Source organism: Haloterrigena turkmenica DSM 5511 (genome assembly GCF_000025325.1).
Classification (GTDB): Archaea; Halobacteriota; Halobacteria; order Halobacteriales; family Natrialbaceae; genus Haloterrigena; species Haloterrigena turkmenica.
In genome coordinates, this window is record NC_013743.1 from 1072067 (window position 1) to 1098381 (window position 26315).

The 26315-nt window shown below is 66.6% G+C and carries 24 protein-coding genes; 12 read left to right on the forward strand and 12 right to left on the reverse strand.

Going from position 1 to position 26315, the window contains the following annotated elements:
- Positions 1-34: 34 nt before the first annotated feature.
- Complete coding sequence (locus HTUR_RS05130) at positions 35-1663, forward strand: NADH-ubiquinone oxidoreductase-F iron-sulfur binding region domain-containing protein (protein ID WP_049941615.1); 1629 nt, start codon at positions 35-37, stop codon at positions 1661-1663.
- Positions 1660-5052: a formate dehydrogenase subunit alpha gene (fdhF, locus tag HTUR_RS05135; RefSeq protein WP_012942241.1), complete on the forward strand. Its 3393-nt coding sequence runs from the start codon at positions 1660-1662 to the stop codon at positions 5050-5052. The genes HTUR_RS05130 and fdhF overlap by 4 nt, the downstream gene beginning before the upstream one ends.
- Before the next feature lie 203 nt (positions 5053-5255).
- On the opposite strand, the gene HTUR_RS05140 is transcribed toward fdhF, so the two are convergent.
- Entirely contained in the window at positions 5256-5453 is a 198-nt protein-coding gene (locus HTUR_RS05140; RefSeq protein ID WP_012942242.1) for a hypothetical protein, read from the reverse strand.
- A 162-nt stretch (positions 5454-5615) separates the two neighbouring features.
- Entirely contained in the window at positions 5616-6275 is a 660-nt protein-coding gene (locus HTUR_RS05145; protein WP_012942243.1) for a MaoC family dehydratase, read from the reverse strand.
- A 285-nt stretch (positions 6276-6560) separates the two neighbouring features.
- Here HTUR_RS05145 and HTUR_RS05150 point away from each other — a divergent pair, with 285 nt between their 5' ends.
- Positions 6561-7349 (forward strand): LolA family protein, encoded by a 789-nt coding sequence (locus HTUR_RS05150; protein ID WP_012942244.1) that lies wholly within the window; start codon positions 6561-6563, stop codon positions 7347-7349.
- 30 nt (positions 7350-7379) lie between these two features.
- On the opposite strand, the gene HTUR_RS05155 is transcribed toward HTUR_RS05150, so the two are convergent.
- From HTUR_RS05155 to HTUR_RS05165, 3 genes are all read right to left on the reverse strand, one after another.
- Complete coding sequence (locus HTUR_RS05155) at positions 7380-8312, reverse strand: mechanosensitive ion channel family protein (RefSeq protein WP_012942245.1); 933 nt, start codon at positions 8310-8312, stop codon at positions 7380-7382.
- Complete coding sequence (locus HTUR_RS05160; RefSeq protein ID WP_012942246.1) at positions 8309-8557, reverse strand: YhbY family RNA-binding protein; 249 nt, start codon at positions 8555-8557, stop codon at positions 8309-8311. The genes HTUR_RS05155 and HTUR_RS05160 overlap by 4 nt, the downstream gene beginning before the upstream one ends.
- A 108-nt stretch (positions 8558-8665) precedes the next feature.
- Entirely contained in the window at positions 8666-8947 is a 282-nt protein-coding gene (locus tag HTUR_RS05165; protein WP_012942247.1) for a ribonuclease P protein component 4, read from the reverse strand.
- A gap of 261 nt (positions 8948-9208) precedes the next feature.
- Between HTUR_RS05165 and HTUR_RS05170 the strand changes: the two genes are divergently transcribed.
- A complete protein-coding gene (locus tag HTUR_RS05170; protein WP_012942248.1) occupies positions 9209-11032 on the forward strand; it encodes an ABC transporter substrate-binding protein in 1824 nt (607 codons plus the stop codon).
- Entirely contained in the window at positions 11032-11880 is an 849-nt protein-coding gene (locus tag HTUR_RS05175; protein WP_012942249.1) for a phosphatase PAP2 family protein, read from the forward strand. The genes HTUR_RS05170 and HTUR_RS05175 overlap by 1 nt, the downstream gene beginning before the upstream one ends.
- 278 nt (positions 11881-12158) lie before the next feature.
- Here the strand turns inward: HTUR_RS05175 and HTUR_RS05180 are convergent, their stop codons facing one another.
- Positions 12159-12572, reverse strand: a complete 414-nt coding sequence (locus HTUR_RS05180; protein ID WP_012942250.1) for a hypothetical protein — start codon at positions 12570-12572, stop codon at positions 12159-12161.
- Positions 12573-12660: 88 nt separating this feature from the next.
- On the opposite strand from HTUR_RS05180, the gene HTUR_RS05185 reads away from it, so the two are divergent.
- Both HTUR_RS05185 and HTUR_RS05190 read left to right on the forward strand, forming a co-directional pair.
- A complete protein-coding gene (locus HTUR_RS05185; protein ID WP_012942251.1) occupies positions 12661-13011 on the forward strand; it encodes a hypothetical protein in 351 nt (116 codons plus the stop codon).
- Positions 13012-13122: 111 nt separating this feature from the next.
- Positions 13123-13758: a hypothetical protein gene (locus HTUR_RS05190; RefSeq protein ID WP_012942252.1), complete on the forward strand. Its 636-nt coding sequence runs from the start codon at positions 13123-13125 to the stop codon at positions 13756-13758.
- Between the two features lie 280 nt (positions 13759-14038).
- On the opposite strand, the gene HTUR_RS05195 is transcribed toward HTUR_RS05190, so the two are convergent.
- The gene (locus HTUR_RS05195; protein ID WP_049941617.1) at positions 14039-14794 is read right to left on the reverse strand and encodes a DUF2797 domain-containing protein; all 756 of its coding nucleotides are present in this window, start codon (positions 14792-14794) and stop codon (positions 14039-14041) included.
- Between the two features lie 271 nt (positions 14795-15065).
- Here HTUR_RS05195 and HTUR_RS05200 point away from each other — a divergent pair, with 271 nt between their 5' ends.
- The 4 genes from HTUR_RS05200 to HTUR_RS05215 all read left to right on the forward strand — a co-directional run bounded on the left by HTUR_RS05200 (position 15066) and on the right by HTUR_RS05215 (position 19931).
- Positions 15066-17249: an alkaline phosphatase D family protein gene (locus HTUR_RS05200; protein WP_012942254.1), complete on the forward strand. Its 2184-nt coding sequence runs from the start codon at positions 15066-15068 to the stop codon at positions 17247-17249.
- Between the two features lie 99 nt (positions 17250-17348).
- Complete coding sequence (locus tag HTUR_RS05205) at positions 17349-17708, forward strand: BsuPI-related putative proteinase inhibitor (protein WP_012942255.1); 360 nt, start codon at positions 17349-17351, stop codon at positions 17706-17708.
- Positions 17709-17844: 136 nt separating this feature from the next.
- Positions 17845-18744, forward strand: coding sequence for a CbiX/SirB N-terminal domain-containing protein (locus HTUR_RS05210; protein WP_012942256.1), 900 nt, complete (start codon positions 17845-17847; stop codon positions 18742-18744).
- A gap of 2 nt (positions 18745-18746) precedes the next feature.
- Positions 18747-19931: a DR2241 family protein gene (locus tag HTUR_RS05215; RefSeq protein ID WP_012942257.1), complete on the forward strand. Its 1185-nt coding sequence runs from the start codon at positions 18747-18749 to the stop codon at positions 19929-19931.
- A 58-nt stretch (positions 19932-19989) separates the two neighbouring features.
- Here the strand turns inward: HTUR_RS05215 and HTUR_RS05220 are convergent, their stop codons facing one another.
- The 3 genes from HTUR_RS05220 to HTUR_RS05230 form a co-directional block, all read right to left on the reverse strand.
- On the reverse strand, positions 19990-20571 hold the full coding sequence (locus HTUR_RS05220; RefSeq protein ID WP_012942258.1) for a DUF7524 family protein: 582 nt from the start codon (positions 20569-20571) through the stop codon (positions 19990-19992).
- Between the two features lie 16 nt (positions 20572-20587).
- Complete coding sequence (locus tag HTUR_RS05225) at positions 20588-20788, reverse strand: methytransferase partner Trm112 (protein ID WP_012942259.1); 201 nt, start codon at positions 20786-20788, stop codon at positions 20588-20590.
- 87 nt (positions 20789-20875) lie between these two features.
- Complete coding sequence (locus tag HTUR_RS05230) at positions 20876-22240, reverse strand: adenylosuccinate synthase (RefSeq protein ID WP_012942260.1); 1365 nt, start codon at positions 22238-22240, stop codon at positions 20876-20878.
- 357 nt (positions 22241-22597) lie between these two features.
- On the opposite strand from HTUR_RS05230, the gene HTUR_RS05235 reads away from it, so the two are divergent.
- Positions 22598-22903: a hypothetical protein gene (locus tag HTUR_RS05235; protein ID WP_008892687.1), complete on the forward strand. Its 306-nt coding sequence runs from the start codon at positions 22598-22600 to the stop codon at positions 22901-22903.
- Between the two features lie 293 nt (positions 22904-23196).
- On the opposite strand, the gene HTUR_RS05240 is transcribed toward HTUR_RS05235, so the two are convergent.
- Entirely contained in the window at positions 23197-25863 is a 2667-nt protein-coding gene (locus tag HTUR_RS05240) for a DUF7527 domain-containing protein (RefSeq protein ID WP_012942261.1), read from the reverse strand.
- A 110-nt stretch (positions 25864-25973) separates the two neighbouring features.
- On the reverse strand, positions 25974-26252 hold the full coding sequence (locus HTUR_RS05245) for a UPF0058 family protein (protein ID WP_008892689.1): 279 nt from the start codon (positions 26250-26252) through the stop codon (positions 25974-25976).
- Positions 26253-26315 lie beyond the last annotated feature (63 nt).

Sequence of the window (26315 nt, forward strand, 5' to 3'; positions counted from 1 at the left end):
GCCTTTTCGGGCCGGGGTGCCGTCCGAGGGCGTAATGGCTGAACGGAGCGATCCAACCGACGAAGAGACGGTGATCCGGATCGCCGCCGGTTCGCGGAGCCGACGGCGCAAGCGCCGCGCCCTCGAGGAAATCCGCTCGGCGGCCGCCGAGACGCCCGTCGTTGAGACGGGGCCGACCGGAATCAGGGCGCTCGAGCCGCTGGTTTTGTTCACCCGCGAGGATCGAACGGCGTTCTACCCCGGATCGATCACGGGCCGACTCGAGTCGCTGGTGGAGACGTTCGAGCGCGGGGAGCTCCCGACCGACGACGCGATCGCGGTCGTCGAGCACGAGCCGACGCCGTCGTCGCTCCCGACGCCCGAGGACGGGCCGCTCTCGGTGGGTCGGCGCCGCGTCCTCGGTCGCTGTGGCTGGGTCGATCCCGCGTCGGTTCCCGACGAGTCGGCAGCCGAACTAGCTGGCGACGATCCTGACGAGGCGCTCTCGCGGGTCCGCGACGTGGGGCTGCTCGGCCGCGGTCGCGGCGACTGGAGCGTCGACGATCCCGTCGCCGAGGAGTGGGAACTGGCCCGCGAGGCGGCCGCAGAGGGGGCCGACGAAGGCGACTCCGAGGCCGACGAGCCGGTCGTTGTCGTCAACGGAAACGAGAGCGACGACCGCAACGCGACCGATCGGACGCTGCTCGAGGCCGCGCCGGGCGAGGTACTCGACGGGGCCCTCGCGGTCGCCGAACTGGTCGGCGCCGACGACGTCGTCGTCTACTGCAACGAGAACGACGACCGGGCCCGTGAGCGCGTCCACGAGGCCGCCCGCAACGCCGAGGAGCGGTTCGCCGAGCGCCTCGACCGAGAGAGCGGGCCCGAGGTCGTCGTCGGTCCGGACCGCTACATCGCCGGCGAGCCGACGATGGCACTCGAGGCCATGGAGGGCAACGACCGCCTCGAGGCGCGGCTTCGACCGCCCTCGCCCGCGGAACACGGGCTGTACGGACGGCCGACCATCGTTCACACGCCGCGGACGATGGCGCAGGTCCGCCGCGCGTTGCTCGCCCCCGACGAGTTTGACGCCGACGACGCGGATCCCGGCACCCGACTGTTCACGGTGACGGGCGACGTCGACGCGGCGGCGACCGTGGAACTGCCGACCGGCGGGAGTCTCGCTGACGTCCGCGAGACCGTCGACCTCGAGGGGCGGTTCAAGATGGCCTGCGTCGGCGGCCAGTTCGGCGGATTCACGCGGTCGCTCTCTCAGTCCCCGTCGGCGCCCGCTCTCGAGGGCGCGGAGCTCGGCACTGAGGGCGTGGTCGAACTGCTAAACGAGGACAACTGCGTGCTCGCGACGGCCGGGCGGCGAGCGAACTTCGCGATGGAGGAAAACTGCGGGCGCTGTGTCACTTGCCGCGAGGGAAGCCAGGAACTCACGAACATGCTTCGAGATATCTACGACGGCCAGTACCAAGACGCGAAGATACGCGAATTGACCCGCGTGATGGGCGAGACGAGCATCTGCCAGTTCGGCCGGACGGCGATCCGCCCGGCCGTCACGGGGATGCGCGAGTTCGAGCGGGAGGTGGCCGCTCACACCGAGGGTCGCTGTCCCAGCGGTGAGTGCGAGGGCGCGATGACACAGACCGCCGGACGCCAGGCGGGAGGGAACCGATGAGCAGCGAGGACCCGGCGAGCCACGTCGACGACGTGGAGACCGAGCGGCGGCCGACCGCCGTCGAGAAACTCCCCTCAGTACCGAACGTCGCCGATCCGCGGCCGAGCACCCCGCTGACCGAACAGTTCGAGACCGGAACCGCCAACGATCCGGACGTCCGCTCCGGAGACGGCAAGGACGGAATGACCCACCTCACGGTCGACGGGACGCCCGTCTCGGTGCCGCCGGGCTCGACGATCATCGACGCGATCGAGTCCGTCGAACCGGCCGACGAGTTGGCCGCGCTCTGTTACTACGACCGCGACACCGAACAGGCCGACGAGATCGGTCCGCGCGGCGAGTGTCGGACCTGCACCGTCCACACCGAGGAGCACGGGCTCGTGACGTCCTGCTCGCACCCCGTCGAGGAGGGGATGACGGTCCGGACCGACGAGGACGACGCGGCCGAGGCCCGCGAGGTCAACCTCGACCTCCAGCTGTCGGACCACAACCTCCGCTGTACGACCTGCGGCCAGAACGGCCGCTGCGAACTGCAGGACACCTCCATCGAGCAAGGCGTCGAGGAGCCCCGTTGGGGCGTCTTCGAGGACCGCGATCAGTACGAGCCGCTCGACGACACCTCGCCGGCCATTCAGATCGACCGCAACAAGTGCATCCTCTGTAACCGCTGCGTCGAGGCCTGCAACGACGTGCAGGTCGAGGGCGTCCTCCGGATGGAGGGCAACGGCCAGGACACCCGCATCGCCTTCCAAAACGGCGAGGACACCTTCGACGAGTCCACCTGCGTCTCCTGTGGCCACTGCGCGACCGTCTGTCCGACCGGCGCCCTGGTCGAGCAGGGACTGACCGACGCTGCGACGATTCCCCTGCCCGGCTTCACCCAGGAGAACTCGATCGGGAAAGTCCTCGAGAGTCCGAAGGCCGAAACGGCCGATCAGACCGAGGCGCCGAACCGGGACCTCCCCTACGACGTGGGCGGGCGAGGGAAGCCCGAGGAGGACCTGTCCGGCGTCGCCCGCTTCATGTCGATCGCGAGAGCGCGCGCCGGGGACTCGAAGCGGCAGATGAGCCATACCCTGAAAGAGGTCGGCGACCGCGCGCTCGAGGAGTTCGAACACTTCTCCGAGGGGATCGCCAGCGAGGCGATGCCGGCCGGTCAGCTGTTCAACGTCGCGACGACGATCGGCGACGCGCGCCTCTCGCGGATCGAGAAGGCCGAGACCACCTGTAACTACTGCGCGGTCGGTTGTCGGTTCGAGCTCTACGGCAAGGACGGCGAGGTGCTCGGCGTCCGACCCGCCGAGCCCGACTCGGCGCCGGCGAACGACTTCTCGACCTGCGTGAAGGGGAAATTCGGCTACGATTACGTCGATGCCGACGACCGACTCGAGAAACCGCTGATCCGGAAGGAGGACGCGCCGGACGGGCCGGTCGGCCGTGAGGGCTTCCGCGAGGCCACGTGGAAGGAAGCGCTCGAGCGCGTCTACGAGGGGCTCTCGGAGGTCCGCGAGGAACACGGCAGCGAGAGCCTCTCGGTCATCTCCTCGTCGAAGACGACCAACGAGGAGAACTTCCTCTGCCAGAAGTTCGCTCGGCAGGTGCTGGGGACGCCCCACGTCGACAACTGCGCGCGGCTCTGTCACTCCTCGACCGTGGCCGCGCTGCAGCAGACGGTCGGTTACGGCGCGATGACCAACCGGATCAACGAGGACATCGCGGAGACCGACTGCTATCTCATCACCGGTTCGAACACGACCGAGTCCCACCCCGTCCTCGCGACGCGGATCAAGCAGAACGTCCGGGACGGCGCCGACCTCATCGTCATCGACCCCCGTGAGATGGGACTGGCCGAGCACGCCGACCAGTACATCCGGACGACGCCCGGCGAGGACGTGGCCTGGATGAACGGGATGATGCGGTACATCATCGAGAACGACCTCCACGACGAGGAGTTCATCGAGGAGCGGACGAAGCACTTCGAGAAGTTGAAAGAGAAGGTCGAGCCGTTCACGCCCGAGAAGGTCGAGGAACTGACGGCCGTCCCCGCCGAGGAACTGAAGCAGGCCGCGGAGACGATCGCCACCGCGGACACCTGCATCTTCGGCTGGGCGATGGGGCTGACCCAGCACAACACCGGCACGCGGAACGTGATGTCGATCGCCAACCTCGCGCTGCTGACGGGCAACCTCGGCAAGCCCGGGGCCGGCCTCTCGGCGTTCCGCGGACAGAACAACGTCCAGGGCGGGGGCGGCGACATGGGACCGGCCCCGCACACGCTCCCGGGATACCAGGACCTCGCCGACGAGGAGGTGCTGGACAAGTTCGCCGACGCGTGGGGAGAGCGCCCGCCCAACGAGATCGGGCTTCGGCTCCCGGAGATGTTCCACGCGATTAACGACGACGAGCTCCGCGGCATGTTCATCATGGGCGAGAATCCCGTCCTCTCGGAACCGGACGTCGACAACGCCGAGGAGGGGCTCGAGAATATCGACTTCCTCGCCATGCAGGACATCTTCCTGACCGAGTCGGCCGAGTACGCCGACGTCGTCCTCCCGGCCGCCTCCGCCGCCGAGAAGTCCGGCACGTTCACGAACACCGAACGGCGCATCCAGCGGGTCCGTCCCGCGGTCGACTCGCCGGGGAAGGCGAAACCCGACCAGGAGATCCTCATCCAGCTCGCTCGACGGTTCGGCTACGACTGGGACTACGACGGTCCGGCCGAGGTGATGGAGGAGATCAACGACCTCGTCCCCATCTACGGCGGCGTCACCTACGAGCGACTCGAGGAGGAGACCAAGGGCATCCAGTGGCCCTGCTTCGACGAGGACCACCCCGGGACCCCCTACCTCTACGAGGACGAGTTCAACTTCGAGGACGGGAAGGCCCGCTTCGTCCCCGCCGACTACGCCAAGCCGCCGGACATGCCCGACGAGGAGTACCCGATCACGCTCTCCTCGGGGCGGGTCCTGTACCACTGGCACACCGGCACGATGACCCGCCGGGTCGGGACGCTCATGAACCACGTCCCCGAGAGCTTCGTGACGATCCACCCCGAGATGGCCGACCAGTTGGGCATCGACGATCAGGAGTACGTCCGCGTCCAGTCCCGGCAGGGCGAGATCGTCGTGAAGGCCAACGTCGAGGACACCTCCGATCCCGGCGTCGTCTTCATACCGATGCACTTCCCGCAGGGGGCGATCAACAAGCTCACCCAGCACGAACTCGACCCGACGTCGTTCATCCCGCAGTACAAGGTGACGAGCGTCCGCATCACGCCGCTCGACGTTCCCCCCGAGGAGGCGGCCAACGTCGTCTCCCCGACGCCCGGCCAGCTCGAGGGCCAGGACGGCGACCCCGAGGACGTCGGCGGTCGGCGGGCTGACGACTGAGCCGCCCGGTCTGGGACGGACCAGTCCCTCGACTCGGGACCGACAGCCATTCGGAGTCGTCGGCACGCGGAGCCACTCGAGCGCCACGATCAGCGCGCTATCGGCTCGTCGTCGTTTCGGACGCGAAAATGGGTTGCTGTCGGGCGACCGGCGGTCGAGCCGCGGCGGTCGATACCCGAATCCGTTCGGCGGTGCCGTTCGTTTCAGTCCGACGGCGGCGCCGCCGTCGGCGCGGCGTCTTCCGACGGAGCGATCCGGCGGAAGTCGCCGTCACCGCAGGTGCACTCCTCCGAGACACCGATCGGTCTGATCGTGCCGTCCGGCTGCTGTTTGGAGACGAACACCGATTCACAGGAGCGACACACTGCGACGATCCTCGTCCCGGATTCTGACCTGCTCATCGAGTAGGAAAACGGGACGGTGGGGCATCATCATTGCTCCAATCTATTTTGGCTCGCCTCGGTATCCGAGAGCCGGGACGGCCGAAAGATGGCTCGAGACGGACTCACGGAAGGCTCTCCGGAGATCAGCTGATGGGGTATCGAGTCGAACGCGAAAACGGCTCAGTCGTCGGGCTGTTCGTCGATAACGACGACTGCCTCGCCGTCGATAACCGTCGTTCCGTCGGCGTTCTCGACGGTCGTGTGCAGGCGGTAGCGGGTGTCGCCCAGTTCCTCGACGATCTCGCAGGCGGCAGTGACGGTCTCGCCGATCTCGACGGGCGCCTGGAACTCGAGGTCCTGCGAGAGGTAGATCGTCAGTCCGGGGAACCGGGCCAGGGCGGCGCTGATCGTTCCGGCGACGAGCGTGCCGTGGGCGATCCGGCCGCCGAACTGGGTGTCGGTGGCGAACGCGTCGGACAGGTGCAGGCGATTCGTGTCGCCCGAGACCTGCGCGAACGCGGAGACGTCGGTCTCCTCTATCGGCTTCGTGAATCGGACGTAGTCGCCGACGCCGAGGTCGTCGTAGCTGTCGGTCGACCGCTCCATGATCCAGGCCTCGTCGCTGTACGCGACTTCGACGATGGGCGCCTCGACGGCCTCCGGCTCGCCGTCCGCCGTCGGGCCCTCGGCGCCCGACGACGTGGTCAACCCCATCGCGGCGAGGACGGCGTTGTTCGCTTCCACGTAGCTGTTGACGACGTGTTTCGAAACGCTCGACCAGTGCTGGTTCGGCGTCATCGTGCTGTCGGTGGCGTCGGAGTCCGGACAGTTACTGCTCATAGGTTCTCGAGTATGTGTTGGGTCCAGTCGGCGTCTCGGCTCGGCCCGGGCCGTTGTTCGGACGGCTGACTCTTTGTAGCATCGCCAAAACACGTTGGTGGTGTCGGACGCACTGCAATCGGGTGCTGACAGTCAGAAACCGATTCACTTCCGTGGCCGACCGCCGGCCTCGCAGCCGATCGCGAGCCCTGAGGGCGGTCGACTTCGGCTCGCACGCCGACGGTTGGCCGCTGGTCTCCGCGCGGATGGAAAAGCTTAGGGCTGTGGTCTGAAGTGACTGCTCACATGGAATCCCGTCGAGCCGCGGTCGTTCTCGGTGTGTTCGTGATAGTCCTCACGAGCGGTTGCGTCGCCGTCGCACCGCCGACGAACGAACCCGAACCGGAGGCGGTCTTCGAGTCGGCGTTCGTCCACAGCGAGGACCTCGAGGACGTCTCCGGCGAAGTCACGGTGACGGTAAACGGCAGCAACGGCACGAGTACCGAGACGCTTCGCGTCGCCGAACGACCGTACGTCGACTACCGGGACGAAGTCCTCGAGTCGTCGGTCCCCAGCCGGGTGGGACAACAGTACGTCTCGAACGCGTCGACGACGTGGTGGTACGATCCGCAGTCGGAGATGGCACAGCGGTTCGAGCCGAACGAGTCCTTCGACAGCGACGCGGTGCGATCCGATCGCGCCGAGATGGCCAACGAGTCCCTCCAGCAGTACGATCTCGAGTATCAGGGAACCGAAGAGATCGCCGACCGCGAGGCCCACGTGCTCGCGGTCGAAGCGAAAGCGGAGGAGGTCGAACGCGGCATCTCGCTTCTCGTCGGCGATACCGAATTCGTCTACGCACTCGAGACGGACGAGGTACCCGAGGAGCCGACCATCGTCGAACAGCAGATCTGGGTCGACGCCGAGTACGACTACCCGCTGAAGGAACGGCTGGTCTACGAAGGATCCAACGGCGAGCGCCACGAGATGGTCTACGAGTTCGAGACGGTCTCGTTCAACGAGGGGCTCGACGACGAGACGTTCACGTTCGAGCCGCCCGAGGGCACCGTCGTCCAGGATCTCTCGTCGGAGTAGCGTCCGTTCGAGCCGTTTTCCGACCGTCGTCTATTCGGCCGGCTGACCGATGTGTCGCTCTTCCTCGAGTTGGAGTCCACCCTCGAGCGTGCGGACCGGGTAGGGGATGTCGATCCCCTCCTCGTCGAAGCGCCGTTTGACCGCGGTGACGTACTCGCCGCGCGTTCGGACGAAGTCGGCTCGAGACGGGTTCGCAATCCAGAACCGCGACTGGAGGCCGACGTCGGAGTCGCCGAGCTCCGTCAGTCGGACTGATGGCGCGGGGTTGTCCATGATGTCGGGATGGCGCTCGGCCTCGTCGACGATGATCTCGGTCGCCCGTTCGATGTCGTCGTCGTAGCCGATCCCGAAGACGAACTTCAGTCGGAGCTTATCGGCGTCGACCGGGTTCTTGAGTACGTTATCGGTGAGCGACGAGTTCGGCACTGTGAGCAACTCGTTGTCGAACGTCCGGACACGAGTCACGCGGAGGCTGATGTCCTCGACGACGCCGGCGTAGTCGCCGTTGTCCCACTCGATCCAGTCGCCGATCCGGAACGGCTTGTCGGTGTAGATGAACACGCCCGCAACGAAGTTCGAGATCACGTTCTGCATGGCGAGACCGATCGCGAGCGCCCCGGCCGCCGCGATGCCGGCCATCGACACGAGGAAGTTTCCGAAGCCGGCGAAGCCGAAGGCGACGGCGACCCCGAAAAAGAGCACGCCGAACCGCGACAGCATCAACAGCGGATTCTTGGCGTGTTCGTCGAGGCCCCGTCTATCGAGGCCCCGTCGGATCAGCGGCAAGACGACCGTGCGGCCGACGAACCAGATGGCGACGATAGCGATCACGAACCGAAGCACGCTCGCGGCGCTCGCGGCCATGGCTTCGTTGGCGATTCCCGTCTCCTCGAGCCTGCGACCGATCGGACCCAGCCCGTTCGCCTGTGCGAAAACGCGGGCGGGATCGATCGCGAGACTCATCGATAGAATACGGCGGTGTGCCCGCGCGTCTCGATCAGCTCGGCGTTGACGCGATCGGCGAGATCGGCCGCCTTCTCCTCGGTCGAACCGCCGGCCCGCGCCGCGCGGAGGAGTTTGACCTTCACGAGATCGCGGTCGTCGAGTTGGTCGTCGAGTTCGTCGACGACCGCGTCGATACCGCTCTTGCCGACCCAGACGGTGACGTCGAGGTCGTGTGCCTGCTGTTTGAGCTCTTGGGTATCCATAGCCACCCGTACCCGTCCGAGCCGTTTGAATCTTCTCGAATCGGAATGCCACGCGGGACGGACACTCTCGAGGCCCTGATCGGCCCCACCTGTCGGCGACCCGAACCGCTACCGATCGTCGTACGGATACCGCGTGTGGGCCCCGCAGTCGCAGGTGATCACGACGTGGCCGTCCTGCAGTCGTACGCGAGCGTTTCGTCCGGGCCGGAGGTACGCGTCACAGCGGTCGCAGGTGAAGCGTCGAAACTCCCGCGGCAACGTGAGCCGGTTTCGTTCCGCCACGCGGCGCGCGAGGCGTACATAGTAACGGGCCCGATCGTGCTCGTCGTCGGCAGCCGCCGCTCGAGCCAGTTCGTGGAGGCGCTCGATCCGTTCGGCGGCGACGTCCATACCGTCCCTTTCGGCGGTTCGCCTATTGATGTTGTGTTCTCGCAGCCGACGGTCGAGTTCGACCGCCGACGAACGCGATCGCTGGACGGGCGCCCGAAATTCGATCCGTTCCGCATATCCTGTTCTGCGTCAGTAATTGCCACACAACGCATCGTTCAGCCGGAAATACGGCCAATTGGAAAAGTTTTTGAGCGTGCCGCATAGCCGATTGTAGTACGCAATATTGTTATATATCAACAGCAAAGAGGTGTAATAGACTGAATGAACTGTAATCCAACCGATCCTGTCGACGGCGTCGATCGACGCTCCGTCCTGGCTGCGGGCGCAGCCGGGCTCTCGCTCTCCCTGAGCGGCTGTGTCGATACGGTCCAACGCGTCGTCGACCAGGACGGTACCGACCAATTGTCGCTCTCCATCGTGACGGTCCCCGCGGACGCCGACCGGGAAAGCATTCGGATCGCCTATCACCTCGAGTCGCATCTCGAGGCGATCGGCGTGGACGTGACCCTCAAGGTGCGCTCTCGTACCGACTTCCTCAAAACGGTCCTGATCGACCACGACTTCGATATCTACGTCGGTCAGCATCCCGCCGATTACGATCCGGACTTCCTCTACGAAGCCCTCCACTCCACGTACGCAAACGAGGCCGGCTGGCAGAACCCCTTCGGGTTCGACAGCATGGCCTTCGACACCCTCCTGGAGGATCAACGCCGGGCCGACGGTGAGCAGCGCAAGCAACGCTTAGCAAATGTACTGCGCGGAGTTGCAGACGAGAAACCGTTCGATCCGATCTGTCGTCCCGACGAGATCCGGGTCGCTAACACCACCCGCTTCGACGGTTGGGATCAGGGTCACCTCGCGACGCGACGCGGCTATCTCGGCCTCGAGCCGGACGCCGGCGTCGAACGATTGAACGCGCTCGTGACCGACGCCAGACCGTCGGTCAACGTCAACCCGATCTCGGCGACGGTCCGGGAACGGGGGACGGTCGTCGACCTGCTGTACGACTCGCTCGGGACCGTCGTCGACGGCGAGGTCCTGCCGTGGCTCGCGGAGTCGTGGGAGTGGGTGACCGATGCCGAGACCGACGAGAAGAAAACCGAAGAGATCGCCGAGCCGACCCGAAACACGACGACGGCGCGGGTTTCGCTCCGAGAGGACTGTCGGTTCCACGACGGCGAACCGGTTACCGCAGCGGACGTCGAGTTCACCTATCAGTTCTTCCAGGATACCGTGCTCGGTCACGCGACGCCGTCGCCGCCGCCCCGCTATCGCGGTCACGCGAGCGCGATCGACGATATCGAGATCGAGGACGAGTACACGCTGCGGATCACCGCCGCCGCCGGCACGGACGTCTGTGAACGCGCGTTTACCGCCCCGATCCTCCCGAAACACGTCTGGCAATCGGAACTCGAGGACCGGCTCGGTAACTCTCAGGAGTTTTCGGCGCCGCAAGGATCCTGGAGTTTGGTCACCAGCGACTCGATCGATCCGACCGGGAGCGGTCCCTACCAGTTCAAGAACAACTCCGAACGGGAACACCTCACGCTCGAGCGGTTCGACGATCACTTCACGCTGCGCGAGGACGCCGCAGGCGACCACCTCCTCGCTCCACGCGTCGAGGAGCTCCGGTTTATCGTCGATCCCGGCAGCCCGTCCTCCATCTCGCGGGTCGCCAGCGGCAACGCCGACCTCACCTCGTCGATGCTCGCGGCGTACTCGCTCAGCGACATTCCAGAGGACAACCCCGACGTCGAACGGCTCGAGTCGCCCTCGTGGACGTTTTACCACCTCGGGTTCAACACGCGGGCGCCGCCGTGTAGCAACCTCCACTTCCGGCGCGCGATCTGTCGACTGATCGACAAGGAGTGGATCGCGAGCGAAGTCTTCGGCGGCCACGCGGACCCGCTCGTGGCTCCGGTGACCGAGGAGTGGACGCCCGACGACCTCGCGTGGGACGGTGCGGACCCAGAAACGCCATTTGCCGGCACCGACGGGACGCTCAACGTCAACGCGGCGCGTAACGCGTTTCAGGCGGCCGGCTACTACACCGACGACGAGAACCGACTACAGGGGCGATACTGATGTTAGCCGAGGTGCTGACGCAAGTGGCGATCGTGATCGGGCTCGTGCTCCCGATTGCAACCGGCGTATTTATCGGCCGCAAACGGCTATCGCGGACGGTCTCAGAGTTTCGGCCGCGGCTTCGGACGTCCGCACCGGTTCTCCTCCTCCTGGGTGCCGTACTGGTTCTCAACCGGTACATGCGCCAAAACGAGACGAACGTCGGGTTCTACATGACCGAGACGATCCGCTCGATCGAGGGCGAGTTCGTCCTGATCTTTCAGGATATCGCGACCCCGATGCTGACGGAGTACTTCACGGCGAGCTACATCTACGGCTACACGTTCCTGCTGCTCTTCCCGCCGGTGGCGTACTTCGCGCTCTCGGATACCACGATGTTCCGCCGTCTGCTGACGGCCTACTCGTTGAACTACGCGCTCGGCGTCGTCCTGTACGTGCTGGTCATCGCGTACGGGCCACGGAACGTCCTCCCCGAGTTCGTCTCCGAGACGATGCTGTACGACAACAATCCGAAGTACCAGTACCTCACTGGGGAGGTCAACCGCAACACCAACGTCTTCCCGTCGCTTCACACCTCGCTGTCCGCGACGGTCGGCATCTTCGCCTACTACACGCGCGAGGAGTACCCGAAGTGGTTCCCCGTCGCCGTCCTCATCGCGATCAGCGTCATCATCTCGACGATGTATCTGGCGATCCACTGGGCGACCGACGTCTTCTTCGGATTGATCCTCGCGACGGTCTGTGTCACCCTCGCGAACATGCTCGTCGGCCGCTGGTCGCTGGACGACCTCCGCGACCGGCTGGACGACGACTCGCTGGACGCCGTCCGCGACCAATTGGGACGCTAATTCTGTAGGACGGCCGTCGCCGATACCCGTTCTGTTTGTCGACGAATCGTCACGGATCGATCGGGCGCACGGCGACCGTGCTAGTGGGATCGAAAAGGACCGTTAAACTGACTGTCCGTGCCTCGAGGGACTGCGCTCAAAGCTGGTGAGACGACCGGCGACGGGTTTTCGGGTACGAGTCGACGCGTCGCTGGCAGTGCATAACGGAGTGATCGGCGACGATGCCGATCGACGGCAGAAACGACGTCTCTTCGTTGCAGTCGTAGTTGCCAGTCGGCTCAGTTGTCCTCGAGCGCGTCGGCGATCCGCTTGAGTGCGCGGGTCTGGTCGCGCATCTCGTCGCGGAGCTGGCGGACCTCGCGGACGAGTTCCTCGTTGCCGACGCTCTCTTCCTCGCGACCGCCGGGACCGCCGCCCATGCCGCCGGGGCCGCCGGGACCGCCGCCCATCATTCCGCCCATCATCTGCGCGAAGGGGTTGCCGCCGCCGCCCATGCCGCCGGGGCCGCCGCCTCCGCCGAACGGGCTCTCGGGGGCCTCGCCCTCACCCTCGCCCTCTTCGGCGCGTTTCTCGCGGATTTCCTCGACTCGCTCCCGGAAGGACTTCTCCTCGCCCTCGTCGCCGTTGGCGTCGGATTCGTTTTCGTCGGACATACCCTCGGATTCAGGACCGCCGCGGAAAAGGATTGCCATGTTTTCGACTTCGCCTGTATCCGACCGGATAACGGCGTTCGGCTGGTGCGTGCACAAGAGGGAACCGTTGCAGCGTGGTACGGTCCCTATGTCCTTGGACGACGCCACCGCCGACCGGGATCCGATCGTCAGCGAAGGACGGTACGCGGTCGTCGCCGCTGACGACACCGAGTCGGCCGACTACTGGTTCGTCACCGACGACGGCGACCACGCCGTTCCGCTCGAGGACGCGACGCTCCACGACGCCGCGACCGTCCTCTCGCGGGTTCGAAACATGCGGACCGATCCCGAGGGAACGGGGACGGAAACGGCGTCGGGCGACGGCACGGAACTGACCTGCCACGACTGCGGCGAGACGTGGACCTACACCGGGTCGGACGAGCACGCGGCCTGTCCGAACTGCGAGACGGAGGTACCGGTGGAAGGGATCGGTCCCTGACCACGAGTATCAAGGCCGAACGCTTGTAGCGGGTGTGACCCAACGGACCGTCGTGAGTTCAAAACCGCTGGACGGAACCGCGGTCGTCGCCGCCACTGTCGGTGAGCGACCGTGACGCCGGAACTGACCAGACGCGAGGCGATAGCCGGCATCGGAGGCGCGGTCGTCGTCGGGAGCGCGGCCGGCCCCGCGAGCGCGTCTGATTCTCCCGCCGACGTGATCGTCGACCTCGAGCGTGACGGCGATGCCGACTATCCGCGCTGTCTCTACAAACCCGACAGCGACGACGAGTGGAATCCCGTGTTGCCGATCAACATCCACGCGCAGGACTCGAGCGATGAGGCGGCGCTGTCGACGGTCGAAGACGGTTTTACCGGACTCGAGAACCTCGAGTGGACGCGGGTCTTCCCCGACGCGACCGCACGGGCGTGGGACGGCGAGCGCGAAGAACTCATTCCGCCGGATCACTCGTTTCGGCGGCCGCGACTGGGCGACGAGTGGAACCACGTCCACGTCTGGGCGGTCGACGAGGATCGGGTCGCGATCCACGCCCATCTGGACGTCGTCGACGTCACCGCCTCGCACTTCCACCGGGGCGACCGGTACGGCGACGCGGCCGCGGAAGCCGCCGCTCACCTCGCCGGTGAGGGCTGGGAGACGGAGACTCCCTACCGCATCGAATACGGCGTCGAGGACGATCGACTCGAGCGTTGGGGCGACACCGGCGACGTGAAACTGGTCTACTAAAGAGAGCGTCCTCGAGTTCTTCTTCAGCGAGCTACTGACTCAACGTGCAGTGGCGCGCGCTGTCGACCGTGTCCGAGTGAAACGAGGACCGGGAGACGATATTGCGCGAGGGATGAGCAAATGACCGAACGGGAACGAGCGAATCGGCTGGGGAGGGCGTGGCACTCCCCGTTGCCACGAGCAGCAGCGAACTCGAGAGCAGTTTCCTCCGCGGGAGACTCGAGAACGAGCCCGCACACAGTACGCTCGAGAGTCTTCTAAATCAACCCAACCAGACCGACTAGCCGAACGAGCCGAGCGAGGACTGCAGGTTCCGGTTCGTCTCACCAACGGTCACGTCGTAGCCCACCAGATCGCGCATGTCGACGGTGTAGGTCGTCCCGCCGGTCTCGAGCACCAGCAATCGCCCCTTCACGCCGACGACGGTCCCCGAGGCGATAGTCTCGGGGACCGGCTGGGCCTCGAGATCAAACCCGTAGTCGAAGTCGAACCGGTCGATGACGTCAAACTCGGTAAGCAGGTCGTCCCACGCGGCGTCGTCGACCGTTGCGGCCAGCGAGGCCACCTTCGTCGGCGTCCGAACGCGGTCGACCAGCCACTCGGCGATCTCGGCCTCGAGTTCGCGGGCGATCCGGCCGTTCGAGACGGTGTGAACGTGGGCCGCGCGGTCGGCGCCCTGCTCTCGGAGGCGGGTCTCGAGCCGTCTGGACTTCGTGACGCCGACCTTGAACGTGTTCGGGGCGAACGCGGCGATGTAGACGGCGTGCTCCTCGTAGCAGTCCATCTCGTCTTTCAGACAGGTACCCGTACAGCGGGCGCAGACCCACGTGCTCGTGTGGAACTCGCAGTAGGGGGCCGACGGTCGGTCGCAGGCAATGTGATCGCCATCCTCGTCGATCGTTCCGGCGCAGTGGCGCTCGCCGAGCGCGTAGGCGAGGTCGGTCCCGGACTCGAGCGGCCGCCCCTCGATGGCGTCGCCGTCGCTCACCAGTAGCATCGATCCGCGGCCGCTCGGTTCGTAGCCGACCAGTTGCACGCCCGCGGGTTCGGGCCGGGCGCAAATAGGCGTAGCGCTCCCGGACTCGAGTGAATCCCGTTCGCGCTCGTCGCCGAGCGAATTTGTCGCTGATCTGTCCCGATGCCGACCGGTCGCGACCGCAGCCGGTGTCGCTCTATACGGGTTCGTGGGACACGCTCTGACTACGTACGGGTACGGCACTGTCCCCTCTCGTTCGAACCACACATACGCTAATTTATACAAAATATATAGGCTATTACCTTCATTCAATGCGGAATCTATCGCAGTCATGACGGACACACACGCTGATATGCGGGCCGAAACGGCGACGGACAATCGACGGGCGTTTCTGCAGACGATCGGACTAGCGGCGACCGCGACCGGACTGATGGGAACCGCGGCGGGGGAATCGGATTCGGACGAGTCGACGACCGACGGAAGCGACGCGGACCTCGTGCCGATCTCGCACGGTGTCGCGGTCGGCGACGTCACCGCCACGACGGCGGTCGTCTGGGCGCGAGCGGCCGAGGCGGCGACGATCCACGTCGCCTACAGCCCCGATCAGTCGTTCGACCGCGTCGGATACGATCGGACGACCGTCGACGCCGAGACCGACACGACGGGCCAGCTCCGACTCGAGGGACTCGAGTCGAACACGCGCTACCGCTACCACGTCTGGGCCACGGCGTCGGAGACCGCCTATCGACCGCTGAACGGTCGAACGGACGGTCCAAAGGGACGCGGTCCCGGAGGGTCGAACGGGAAGGACGACCATCCCGGAAAGGGCCGCGGGCCGGAGAAGCGACCGGGCGAGGACGGTCGCGGTAACGACGATCGGATCGCCGACGCGATCCCCGAGGCGGTCGAAAGCGGGACGTTCGTCACGGCGCCGGCGCCCGACGACGAAGCGGCCGTCTCCTTCGCCTGGAGCGGCGACACGTGGGGGTACGGCGACGACCCCGTCGAACCGCCGTTCCCGGGGCTGCGGACGATCGCCGAGCGCGACCCGGACTTCTTCCTCTACCACGGCGACACGATCTACGCCGACGCGCTGACGCCGGCCGGCAAGGTAACCGAGGACACCCCGATCGACGAGGCCCTCGAGATCTACCGCGGGAAGTACAAGGAGATGCGCGATCCGCCGGCCGAGGTCGCCGAGCGGACCAACCTACAGGAACTGCTGCAGTCGACGTCGGTCTACACCGTCTGGGACGACCACGAGGTCATCAACAACTTCGCGGGGCCGATCGAGCCGCTGATGCCCGAGGGGCGGCGGGCCTTCCGCGAGTACTGGCCGCTGGACCGTGACGACGACGCCGAGCCCGGCGAATCGAACCGGTTCTACGACTCCTTCCGTTGGGGGAAACACGTCGAACTGTTCCTCATCGACACGCGCCAGTACCGCGATCCGAACGTCGATCTGGACTCGAAGACGCTGCTCGGACGGGAGCAACTCGAGTGGCTGAAGGGAGCGCTCGCCGACTCCGACGCGACGTGGAAGATCCTCGCCTCGCCGGCCCCGCTCGGCTACCCTTCCGACTCGTGGGCGACCGAGGCGGACCGGACCGGCTACGAGGCGGAACTGCTCGAGGTCGTCGAACACGTCCAGACGGAGCCGATTTCGAACCTGGTCGTCGTCGCGGGCGACGTCCACAAGTCGGTCGTGAGCGCGTACGACCCGGACGACGACGGCGAGTTCGAGTTCTTCGAGGCCATCGCCGGGCCGCTGGGCGCACCCGCGGGCGAACCCGACGACCTCTATCCGGCGCTCAACCCCACGGAGTTCTTCGCGAAGGGCGAGTACCGGAACTTCGCCACCGCCGACGTCGCCGAGTCGGGCGAGACGCTCACGATCGGAATCTACGACGAGCACGGGACCGAGCAGTTCACGAAGACGATTCGCACGTCCGATATCGACGCCGCGGCCGACCCCGAGCGGCCGGACCGCATCGAGAGCACCTTCGACGAGGACGCCGAGGGCTGGCTCGTCTCCCAGAACGGCGGGAGCAACCGGCCGGTCTACCACGGGACCGGCGGCAACCCCGGCGGCCACATCGGCGACGCGGAGAACGAGGGCGGCGTCGCCTGGTACTATCAGGCGCCGTTCGAGTACCTCGGCGACCGCGAGGAGTTCTACGGCGGTCGACTCTCGTTCGACCTTCGGCAGGAGCTGACCGATCAGCAGTTCGACGCCGAACCCGTCGAGGGCGGCGACGTGCTACTGCAAAGCGGCGACCGCAAGCTCGTCTACGAGTTCCGCGGCGCCGACGACGACCCCGGCGAGGAGTGGACCTCCTACGAGGTGTCGCTCTCGGCCGACGAGACCTGGATCGATCTGACGAGCCAGGAACCCCTCACCACCGAGGAGCGCTTCCGCGAGGTCCTCGCCGATCTCGAGGTGCTGCGCATCCGCGGCGAGTACCGCTCCGGCGACGACACCAGCTACCTCGACAACGTCGTCCTGACGAAGTAGGGAACTCGGCCGGCCTCGAGCGGTAGGTTCCTCGACGCGACCGGTGATCAGCCGCGTCGCGAGCGAAGAGCTATCCCGTTCACCCGCTAACCCACGTCCATGACACTCGAGGGGACGCTCGAGGCGGACGTATCGACGGCCGACGGCGAGTCGCGACCGGAATCGGTCGCGTTCGCGTTCACCGTGACCAACGCCGGCTCCGAGCCCGTCGAACTGCAGTTCTCGGATATGTGCAAGGCGGAGTTCGTCGTTCGCGACGGCGACCGGGAGGTCTGGCGCTTCACCGAGGGGCGGATGTTCGCCCAGATGCTCAGTCGGGAAGCGTTCGCGCCCGGCGAGTCGTCGACCTACGAGGCCGAGTGGGAGCGACCGCGGGCGGGCGAGTACACCGCGATCGCCGAGTTGCGGGCTCAGGAGGCGTCATGCGAGGCGCAGACGTCGCTCACCGTTCCGGAGTGATCGACCGCGATCTCTCGACGGAGGTTCTTCTTTCTGAAATCAGTTTTCCCAACTATGCAACTCTCGTTCGCGTTTCGGAGTAGAACTATTGGCCTTCTCCATAGGGTATAAATCGGCTCCGTTCGAACGGGCGCCCATGCAAGCGCTGGTCATCGCGGCGCACGGCTCGCACCTGAATCCCGACGCCTCGGACCCCACCTACGCCCACGCGGACACCGTCCGCGAGACGGGCGCGTTCGACGAGGTCCGCGAGGCCTTCTGGAAGGAGGAACCGCACTTCCGCGAGGTGATCCGCACCCTCGAGTCCGACGAGGTGTTCGTCGTCCCGCTGTTCATCAGCGAGGGCTACTTCACCGAACAGGTCATCCCGCGCGAACTCCGCCTCGAGGAGTGGGACCCCGAGAAGTGGGACTCCGACGGCACGAGCGCCTCGCAGGTGACCCTCGAGGCCGAGGACGTCGGCAAGACGATCCACTACTGCGGCCCCGTCGGGACCCACGACGCGATGACGGACGTGATCGTCCAGCGCGCCGAGTCCGTCACGGAGGACCCCGACGTCGGCGAGGGCTTCGGCCTCGCGGTCGTCGGCCACGGCACCGAGCGCAACGAAAACTCCGCGAAGGCCGTCGAGTACCACACCGAGCGCATCCGCGAGATGGACCGCTTCGACGAGGCGAAGGCGCTGTTCATGGACGAGGAGCCCGAGGTCGACGACGTCACCGATTACTTCGAGACCGAGGACATCGTCGTCGTCCCGCTGTTTATCGCCGACGGCTACCACACCCAGGAGGACATCCCCGAGGACATGGGGCTGACCGAGGACTACCGGCTGGGCTGGGACGTGCCGAGCGAAGTCGACGGCCACCGGATCTGGTACGCCGGCGCCGTCGGCACCGAGGGGCTGATGGCCGACGTCATCTTAGAGCGCGCGGCCGACGCCGGCGCCGATATCGGCGACGCGGTCGAGTCCGTCCGCGAGGCGACCTGCCTCGAGACCGGTGCCGAGCCCGAACCGAGCGCGGAGCCGGGTGACTGATCGTGACGGCGCCACCAGCCCGCGTCGAGGCGCTGCTCGAGGCGGTCGACGACGACGGCGCGGTCGCCTTCGACGACCTCCGGATCGAGCGTGCCGAGGACGGCTACGCGCTTGAGACCGCCGACGAAGAGTGGACCAGCCTCGCGGCCGACGACCTCGCGGACGCCCTCGAGCCGCTTTCCGACTACGTCACGAACTGGCGCTACTGGCAGCGATCCGTCGGCGGCGAGGGGACCGCCCGCCGGGCGTTCCTCCGGTGGTGCGAGCGCGCGCCGCTCGAGATCGAGACGGACGCGGGGACGACGGACGACGAAACGACTGATGAACCGGTCGCGACCCATCCGTCGGTCGACGACCCCCTCTCCGTCCCCGAACGCTACAACGCGCTTCGGGACGGCCTCGACCGCGAGTGGGGCCAGCTGTGTCTCACCGCGCGGCTCGTCGACGACGCCGACGACGACCCCGCCGGCGAGCGCGTCTACGACCTATGGCACGTCGACGACGCCGACAGCGACCTCGCCGATCTCGAGGTCTACGACGATCCGCGCGACGCCCGCGAGATCGCGACCTACGACGGAGACGGGCGCTACCGGCCGCTGAAGACGGCGCCGACGCTCCCCTCGGGGTGGGCCTTCACCGGTCTCTCCGGCGGGGAACTCGTCGAGACCGTCGAGTTCTTCTACCCCGCGACGGTCGCCAACTGGCATCGCGAACTGCAGGGAACGCTGGACGTCGACCACTGGACCGAGACCGCCGAGCGCCAGACCGGCATCTACGACGTCTTAGACGAGCTGCCCCGCGAGGGCGTCGAGTGGATGGCCGAGGCCTGCTGCGTCGACTCGCAGTGCCTGCGCCGGCGTGAGTGGGAGTTCGACGAGGGCGACGAGCTCGACGTCGACGGCGGCGACGGACCGTTCCCCTGCCGGGAGCCGTGTTCGCTGGTCGTCGCCGCCGCTCGCAAGTGGACCATCCTCGAGTCCGAGGACGAACACACCTACGAACTCGAGTTGACCACCAGCGAGTACAACCAGCTCGCGGAGCTGATCGACGCGGTCGCCGAGGGTCGAACCGACGAGATCCGCGAGGCCGACGTCAACGACGGCGCGAACCGCTACCGGGCGCGCTACCTGCGGGCCAAGCGGTTCGACGAAGCGGGCGACCTCGAGGCCAGACGGGTCGACGACTGACGCCGCCCGTCGGCGACTCGAATACTCGACTTCCGGCCGTCGCGTCACCAGTCACAGCTTATCGCACTAACAGGAACAGCGCCGCGGCGACGCCGGCGACGACGATGACGACGCCGGCGGTGGCGACGGGGCCGCCGATCGCGGCCGCGGTCAGCGTCCCGATCACGGCCGCGAAGAGACCGAGGGCACAGACCGCGAGCGTCCCCGGGTCGAGCCCGCTCGAAGAGAGAATCCGGTCGAGACCCGTCGGCGACTGGCCCGTGTCCTGGCGTCTGGGTTCGGCGAACGACTCGTCGACGTCGACTCCGTCCGGGACGGGATTGACGGTGACGGGAACGACGACGGACTCGGCACCGTAGCCGGTCTGCACCTCGATCGCGCCCTCGATCGGTTCGTCGATCGCCTCCGCGGAGACGCGGACGGGGACGACCGTCTCGCCGTCGCCCTCGACGTAGTAGTTCGACGTCTCGAGCGCGGCGATTCGTTCGAGGTCGCCGTCCAGCCGGCAGTGGACGTGCGCGGGAGCGCCGTGGCTCGCTAAGCGCAGGTTAACGGAGCCGCGGGTCTCGACGCTGTCGACGCTCGGTTCGAGCGAGTCGGTCGAGCCCCGGTTGACGTGGACGGTGACCTCGGTTGACACGAATATCTCTCCCCGGTTAGGCCGGCGTCTCTTCGCGCATGTCCGGCGGCAGCAGGTTCGGAATGCCGTCTTCGATCGGATAGCGCTCGCCGCACTCGGTACAGACGAGGTCGCCGCCGATTATTTCGTTGTCGTCATCGTCACGGTCGGCGTCCTCGAGTTCCAGCTCGTGTTTGTCCAGCGGACAACAGAGGATCTCCAGCAACGACTCTTGCATAGTACGAACGGTGGCCGCATCCAGCAAAAGGTTTCGGGAACGCGACGCGTGCCGGCGGTCGAGTCCCCGAGTCACAGAGTCGCCGCGTTACTCGTAGGGGTTCTCGACGACGACGGTCTCCTCGCGGCCGGGACCGACGCCGACCGCGTAGATCGGCGCGTCGAGTTCGTCGCTGATGTACTCGAGGTAGGTGCGGGCGTTCTCGGGGATGGCCTCGTACCCCTCCTCGGCGACCTCACTCCAGTCAATCTCGGACCAGCCGTCGAAGCTCCGAAGGGTCGCCTCGCAGCGACCCCATTTCTCGGTCGTCGGCGGCATCGTCAGCAGTTCCTCGCCCTCGTACTCGTAGCTGTGACCGACCTTCACCTCGTCCAGTCCGGCGAGGACGTCGATGTGGTTGATCGCCAGCCCGGTGAAACTGCTCGCGCGAGCGGCGTGGCGCAGCATCGGCATGTCGAGCCAGCCGACCCGGCGCGGGCGACCGGTGACGGTACCGTACTCGCCGCCCTCGTCGCGGATGTAGGTCGCGAGTTCTTCCTCGTCAGCGTCGGCGCCCTCGTCGGCGTCGTAGTCGGGGGTCTGTCCCTCGACGCCGCCCAGTTCCGTCGGGAGTGGGCCGGTGCCGACCCGCGAGAGGTAGGCCTTGACGATGCCGATGATCTCGCCGTCGCCGATCACACCGGGGCCGAGCCCGGTCCCCACCGTGGCGCCGCCGGCCGTCGGGTTCGAGGAGGTGACGTAGGGGTAGATGCCGTGATCGATGTCGATCGAGGTCCCCTGTGCGCCCTCGAGCATGACGGTGTCGCCGTCGTCGATGCGGTCCTGGAGGAAGGTGCCGCAGTCGACGGTCATGTTCTCCTCGGCGAGGCGCTCCCCGTACTCGCGATAGGTCTCGTAGAGGTGGTCGATGTCGAACTCGTCGCCGGTCTCCTTGTCGAAGACGTCCTCGGCGAGGGCCTTCTTCTGGGGGACGACGTACTCGAGTCGCTCGCGGAGGACGTCGGGGTCGAGCAGATCACCGACCCGGACGCCGCGCCGGCCCGCCTTGTCCTCGTAGGTGGGGCCGATGCCGCGTTTGGTCGTGCCGGCGGCGAGGTCTTCTTTCTCCTCCTCCTCGATCCCGTCGAGCGCGCGGTGGTAGGGAAGGATGACGTGTGCGCGCTCGGCCACGCGCACGTCGGGCTCGAGGCCGCGCTCTCGAAGCGTGTCGATCTCGTCGAATAACGTTTCGGGGTTGACGACGCAGCCGTTGCCGAGGACACCGATCTTGCCCCGGACGGCGCCCGACGGCACGAGCGATAGTTTGTACTCCTCACCGTCGTGAACGACGGTGTGGCCTGCGTTGTCGCCGCCCTGATACCGGGCGACGACGTCAGCGGCGTCGCCGTACACGTCGACGACCCCGCCCTTGCCTTCGTCGCCGAGTTGCGACCCGACGATAGTGACGGTCATAACAGCGGCGGGTTCTTGCCGGGCCGATAAACAGATTACGGTATGGACGGGCCTCGCGACGGGCTTATACACGGTCGTGAGTAGGGCCGCGAGACGACCCGGTTTCGAACGGTACGCTCTTATCGGTGGCCACGAGACCACACCAGGTAGCCGGTCACGTCCGGTCGACGGGCTCGAATTCGATTTCGAATCCGGACGCGTCGCGAACAGTCATTAACGATTTCGGGGTTTCGAGCGCGGATTACCCACCGCAACCCGAAGCGTTAACTACTGACAGGAACGATCGTTCAGTTGAGAGTGGCCTGACAGTCGCCGAGAGTAACTTTTAAAAGGTCCAAAGACAAGTTAACAAATGCCATGATAGACCGACTTGAGAAGGAAGTTGATATGCTGGAACGACATCTTCAGGTCCTGAAGATGGTCATCGAGAACGAACCGATCGGAATCGTGAAGATGTCCAACGAGACGGGCTACCCCCACCACAAGGTCCGCTACTCCCTGCGCGTCCTCGAAGAGGAGAACCTCATCGAGCCCTCCAGTCAGGGTGCGATCAAGACCGAGCGTACCGCGGAGTTCGTCGACGAGCTCGATGACAAGCTCGACGACATCATGGACAAGCTCGACGGCATGAAGATCGAAGACGTCGCCGAAATCGAAGGCTAGTCTCTCTCCCCCACGCTCTCGATACGCGCCGCCCGAACGGTTCGAGTCGCTTCGAGGCTCGGGGAATCGGTCTGCCGCGCGAGCCGCCCGTTCGAACACCACGGGACGCCGACCGGGACGGACCGCCCGGACCGGCCGACCACCTCCGGTTTTCGCAGCGCCTCGTATCATTAGCAGCTGCGACGCTATTCGGCAGTAATACTCGAACGTAGAGCCCGGGCATCTTCGTCAATACGCGCCGACAACGAGCGGAAAACGGCGTTCTGAAACGGTGAGCGCTCCCGGCGGCCCGCCTACAACTCGGGGACGTTCATGTGGAACCCTTCGGAGCGGGACTCGACCAGACAGAGGTGATAGCCCGTCTTCCGGGAGAGGTTGACGTAGCTCATCTTCGAGCCGCGGCTCAGCAGTCCTCCGCTGGTCGCCTGCTCAGCCACCTCGAGCGCGCCGGGTTCGAAGTAACTCGAGGTGACGACGACCGCCGCCGCCAGATCCGGATAGTTGGCCTTGACCGCCGAGGCGGCCTCCTCCATCTCCTCGAGCATGCCCTGGGTCGCGGGCTCGCGCGAGTCGTTCAGGTTCGCGACCAGCAGCGGATTCCCCATCTTGTCGAAGGCGACGACGTCGAAGCGGACCTGCTCGGGCACGTCCTCGGTCTCGTCGTCTTGCAGCGAGATCGTCGCGTCCAGTTCGGCGCGGTCGATCTGCGGGATCGCGTCGTAGAGATCCCCCAGTCCGTCGGCGTTGCCGGTGTCGCGGACCTCGAACAGAACCGTGCTGGTGAGCCAGTCGACGAACCGGTGTTCCATCGTTCCGGCGAGGAACTCCTCGTAAGGCTGACCGTCGACGGCCACGTCGGCCGCGTCGAACCCGGTGTGGTGCTCGAGTCGCAGATTCGCCGCCACGTCCGAACGGTCGCTCTCGCCGCCGTGGGCCGACTCGAGGGTCGGCTGGCTCTTCGAGGCGTAGCGCACGAAGAGGTTCGTGTCGGCCAGCGCCCGGTCGGCCGAGAGCTGCGTGCTCGCCGCCGGCGTCGCCTCTGTGCCGGCGTCGGCCTCGCGAGCCCGCTCCAGTTCGGTCTCGAGTTCCTCGATCCGGGACCGGAGGCGGTCGATCGTCGAGGAGAGCTCCTCGTTTTCCGACTGCAACCGGTCGCGTTCGGCCTCGAGTTCCTCGGCCGCGGCGACGAGTTCGTCGCGTTGCTCCTCGAGCGTCTCGACGCGCTCCTCGAGTTCGGCCACGCGGTCGGCCTCGGCGCCGCTGGCCTCAGCGGCCGCCGAGCCGGTGTCGGCACCGGACCCGCCGCTGGGGGCGTCGGCCCGCTCCGCTTCCTGCGACCGGCGCTGCCGGGCGGCGTTGGTCTCCTGTGGCTGCCGACTCGACTGCTGTCGCGTCGACTCCCCGGCCGTCTGTCGGCGCTGTGCGTTCCGCCCCGTCTCGGCCTCGCGGTGCGTGCGGCTCCGCTGGCTCGCCTCGGAGCGATCGGCCGCCCGACTCGAGTCGTCGACCTGGCTGTTGTCCGGATCGATCGACGGAATACTGCGCGTCTCGCGCCACTGCGCCTCCTGATCGAACCGTTCGTCGGTCGCCTCGGAGTCCTCGGCGTCCGACTCCGGAGCCGCCGTCGCCGCGGCTCCCGTTGGCTCCGGTTCCGACGTTGGGGCCGCCGTCGCGTCCGGTTCGGACGTTGCGGCAGTCGTCGGCTCTGACTCCGGAACGGCGCCCGCTGTCACGCCGGCGTCGGCCCCTCCAGCGTCCTCGTCCGACGGCGAGTCCGCGACATCGTCTTCGGTCCAGGAGATGTCGTTCTGCTCGAGTTGCTCTGCGGCGGCTTCGACCTCGGCGAGGTCCGGCCCGGAGCCGGCGGTAGAGCCCCCTTCGGAGTCGGTCTCGGAATCAGCGTCGGCGTCGGACGCCGACCGGGTGCGATCGTCCGCCGACGGCCGGTCGCGGTCGTCGACCGGCTCGGCCGCGTCGATCGGTTCGTCCGCGACGCTTCCGTCCGCGGGCTCCGCGGCCGATCGATCGTCGACGGCACCGACCGGCTCGGCCGCGTCGGCCGACTCCGCGTCGGTGATCCCGCTCGAGGCCGGTTCCGAGTCGAGCGGACCCGCGTCGGTCGCGGTGATCCCCGACAGATCGTCGTCGGGCGCGTCCGCCGCGGCGTCGTCGGCCGTCGCGTCGCCGATCGTGACGTTCTCGAGGGACGCGCTCGCGGCGCCGTCGGCCTCGGCGGAGTCGGGATCCGGCTCCGAGCTGGAGATATCGATCGAATCGAGGGCCGACTCGGTCGGATCGGCGCTCGGTTCGGCCCGCGCGTCGGTGCCGGCGCTCGATCCCGTCGCTGGACTCGAGTCGCCGGCGCTTTTGTCAGTCGCGTCGGTCGCCCCGCCGGCGTCGCTCGCGCTCGAGTCCGGTCCCGTTCCCGGAACGTCGGTGACCTCGATCTCGACGTCGCGGACCTCGTAGATCCCGACCTCGTCGGCGGCCCGCTCGAACGCCTCGTCGCCGGTGAGGAGGCGGTCGGCGTTTCCGATGTAGGCGGCGGCCATCCGGCGACCGCCGTAGTAGACGGCGTAGTAGTCGCCGCTGAGAACGTTCTCGCTCAGTTCGACGTAGCCGGTAAACGAGCCGCTCTGGAGGGTCCCGTCGACCTCCCGGAGCGGCGTCTCGTTAGTGTAGTACTTTGCTCGCGTCTCGCCGCCGTGCTCTTCCATCGTACAGAGCAGCGGGAGCGCGGGATCAGGTGCCTCGTAGCGGGTGCCCGACGCGGCCTCGAAGTCCTCAATGGCGCCGTCGACGACGCCGACGACGCGGCCGTTCAACATGAACAGCCACGTGCCGGCGGCGGAGACGGCTCCGGAGAAGTCGGCGTCAGCGAGATCGGAGAGACCGTCGTAACCGCCGCTGAACGGGCGGGAATCCCATTGCTCGACGCGCTCTTGCGTGCGCGGTTCCATACCACAACAAGCGGGAACCGCACCAAATACGTTTCGCCTAGATACAGTCTGCTTTTAGATACTGTCGCCGTTACTTCGAAGAAGTCGCTGCCGATCGCGGCGGGCCTCCGTCAGATCTTCGACTCGGCGTCCTCGGCGAGCTCCTTCATCCGCTTGCCGATCCGGCCGGCGCTCGAGAACTCGTCCTCGCTCATCCCCTTCGCCAGAGCGTTGCCGAGCACGAAGACGGCGTGTTTGTGCTCGCTCTTCGATTTGTGGACGTGCGAGGGATCGACGTCCAGCTGGCGGTACGGCTCGAACAGCTCCTCATCGACGTCCTCCCGCTGGGCGAAGTACTCCATGATGACGACGAGTTCTTCGTGTAGCTCGAGGAGTTCGTCTTTATGCATGGTCGCGTATAGGAAGGGTTCGGGCTTAAGCGTTGTGTGCGAGACAGGTACAATACCGGAACG

What these genes read in the sequence shown, in the direction of transcription:
- HTUR_RS05175 (WP_012942249.1), top strand. Translation starts at nt 11,032, where the DNA reads ATGTTAGCCGAGGTGCTGACGCAAGTGGCGATCGTGATCGGGCTCGTG.
- HTUR_RS05225 (WP_012942259.1), bottom strand. Translation starts at nt 20,788, where the DNA reads ATGCAAGAGTCGTTGCTGGAGATCCTCTGTTGTCCGCTGGACAAACAC.
- HTUR_RS05165 (WP_012942247.1), bottom strand. Translation starts at nt 8,947, where the DNA reads ATGGACGTCGCCGCCGAACGGATCGAGCGCCTCCACGAACTGGCTCGA.
- fdhF (WP_012942241.1), top strand. Translation starts at nt 1,660, where the DNA reads ATGAGCAGCGAGGACCCGGCGAGCCACGTCGACGACGTGGAGACCGAG.
- HTUR_RS05210 (WP_012942256.1), top strand. Translation starts at nt 17,845, where the DNA reads ATGCAAGCGCTGGTCATCGCGGCGCACGGCTCGCACCTGAATCCCGAC.
- HTUR_RS05185 (WP_012942251.1), top strand. Translation starts at nt 12,661, where the DNA reads ATGTCCTTGGACGACGCCACCGCCGACCGGGATCCGATCGTCAGCGAA.
- HTUR_RS05200 (WP_012942254.1), top strand. Translation starts at nt 15,066, where the DNA reads ATGACGGACACACACGCTGATATGCGGGCCGAAACGGCGACGGACAAT.
- HTUR_RS05130 (WP_049941615.1), top strand. Translation starts at nt 35, where the DNA reads ATGGCTGAACGGAGCGATCCAACCGACGAAGAGACGGTGATCCGGATC.
- HTUR_RS05180 (WP_012942250.1), bottom strand. Translation starts at nt 12,572, where the DNA reads ATGGCAATCCTTTTCCGCGGCGGTCCTGAATCCGAGGGTATGTCCGAC.
- HTUR_RS05145 (WP_012942243.1), bottom strand. Translation starts at nt 6,275, where the DNA reads ATGAGCAGTAACTGTCCGGACTCCGACGCCACCGACAGCACGATGACG.
- HTUR_RS05230 (WP_012942260.1), bottom strand. Translation starts at nt 22,240, where the DNA reads ATGACCGTCACTATCGTCGGGTCGCAACTCGGCGACGAAGGCAAGGGC.
- HTUR_RS05240 (WP_012942261.1), bottom strand. Translation starts at nt 25,863, where the DNA reads ATGGAACCGCGCACGCAAGAGCGCGTCGAGCAATGGGATTCCCGCCCG.
- HTUR_RS05245 (WP_008892689.1), bottom strand. Translation starts at nt 26,252, where the DNA reads ATGCATAAAGACGAACTCCTCGAGCTACACGAAGAACTCGTCGTCATC.
- HTUR_RS05150 (WP_012942244.1), top strand. Translation starts at nt 6,561, where the DNA reads ATGGAATCCCGTCGAGCCGCGGTCGTTCTCGGTGTGTTCGTGATAGTC.
- HTUR_RS05205 (WP_012942255.1), top strand. Translation starts at nt 17,349, where the DNA reads ATGACACTCGAGGGGACGCTCGAGGCGGACGTATCGACGGCCGACGGC.
- HTUR_RS05140 (WP_012942242.1), bottom strand. Translation starts at nt 5,453, where the DNA reads ATGAGCAGGTCAGAATCCGGGACGAGGATCGTCGCAGTGTGTCGCTCC.
- HTUR_RS05160 (WP_012942246.1), bottom strand. Translation starts at nt 8,557, where the DNA reads ATGGATACCCAAGAGCTCAAACAGCAGGCACACGACCTCGACGTCACC.
- HTUR_RS05235 (WP_008892687.1), top strand. Translation starts at nt 22,598, where the DNA reads ATGATAGACCGACTTGAGAAGGAAGTTGATATGCTGGAACGACATCTT.
- HTUR_RS05170 (WP_012942248.1), top strand. Translation starts at nt 9,209, where the DNA reads ATGAACTGTAATCCAACCGATCCTGTCGACGGCGTCGATCGACGCTCC.
- HTUR_RS05155 (WP_012942245.1), bottom strand. Translation starts at nt 8,312, where the DNA reads ATGAGTCTCGCGATCGATCCCGCCCGCGTTTTCGCACAGGCGAACGGG.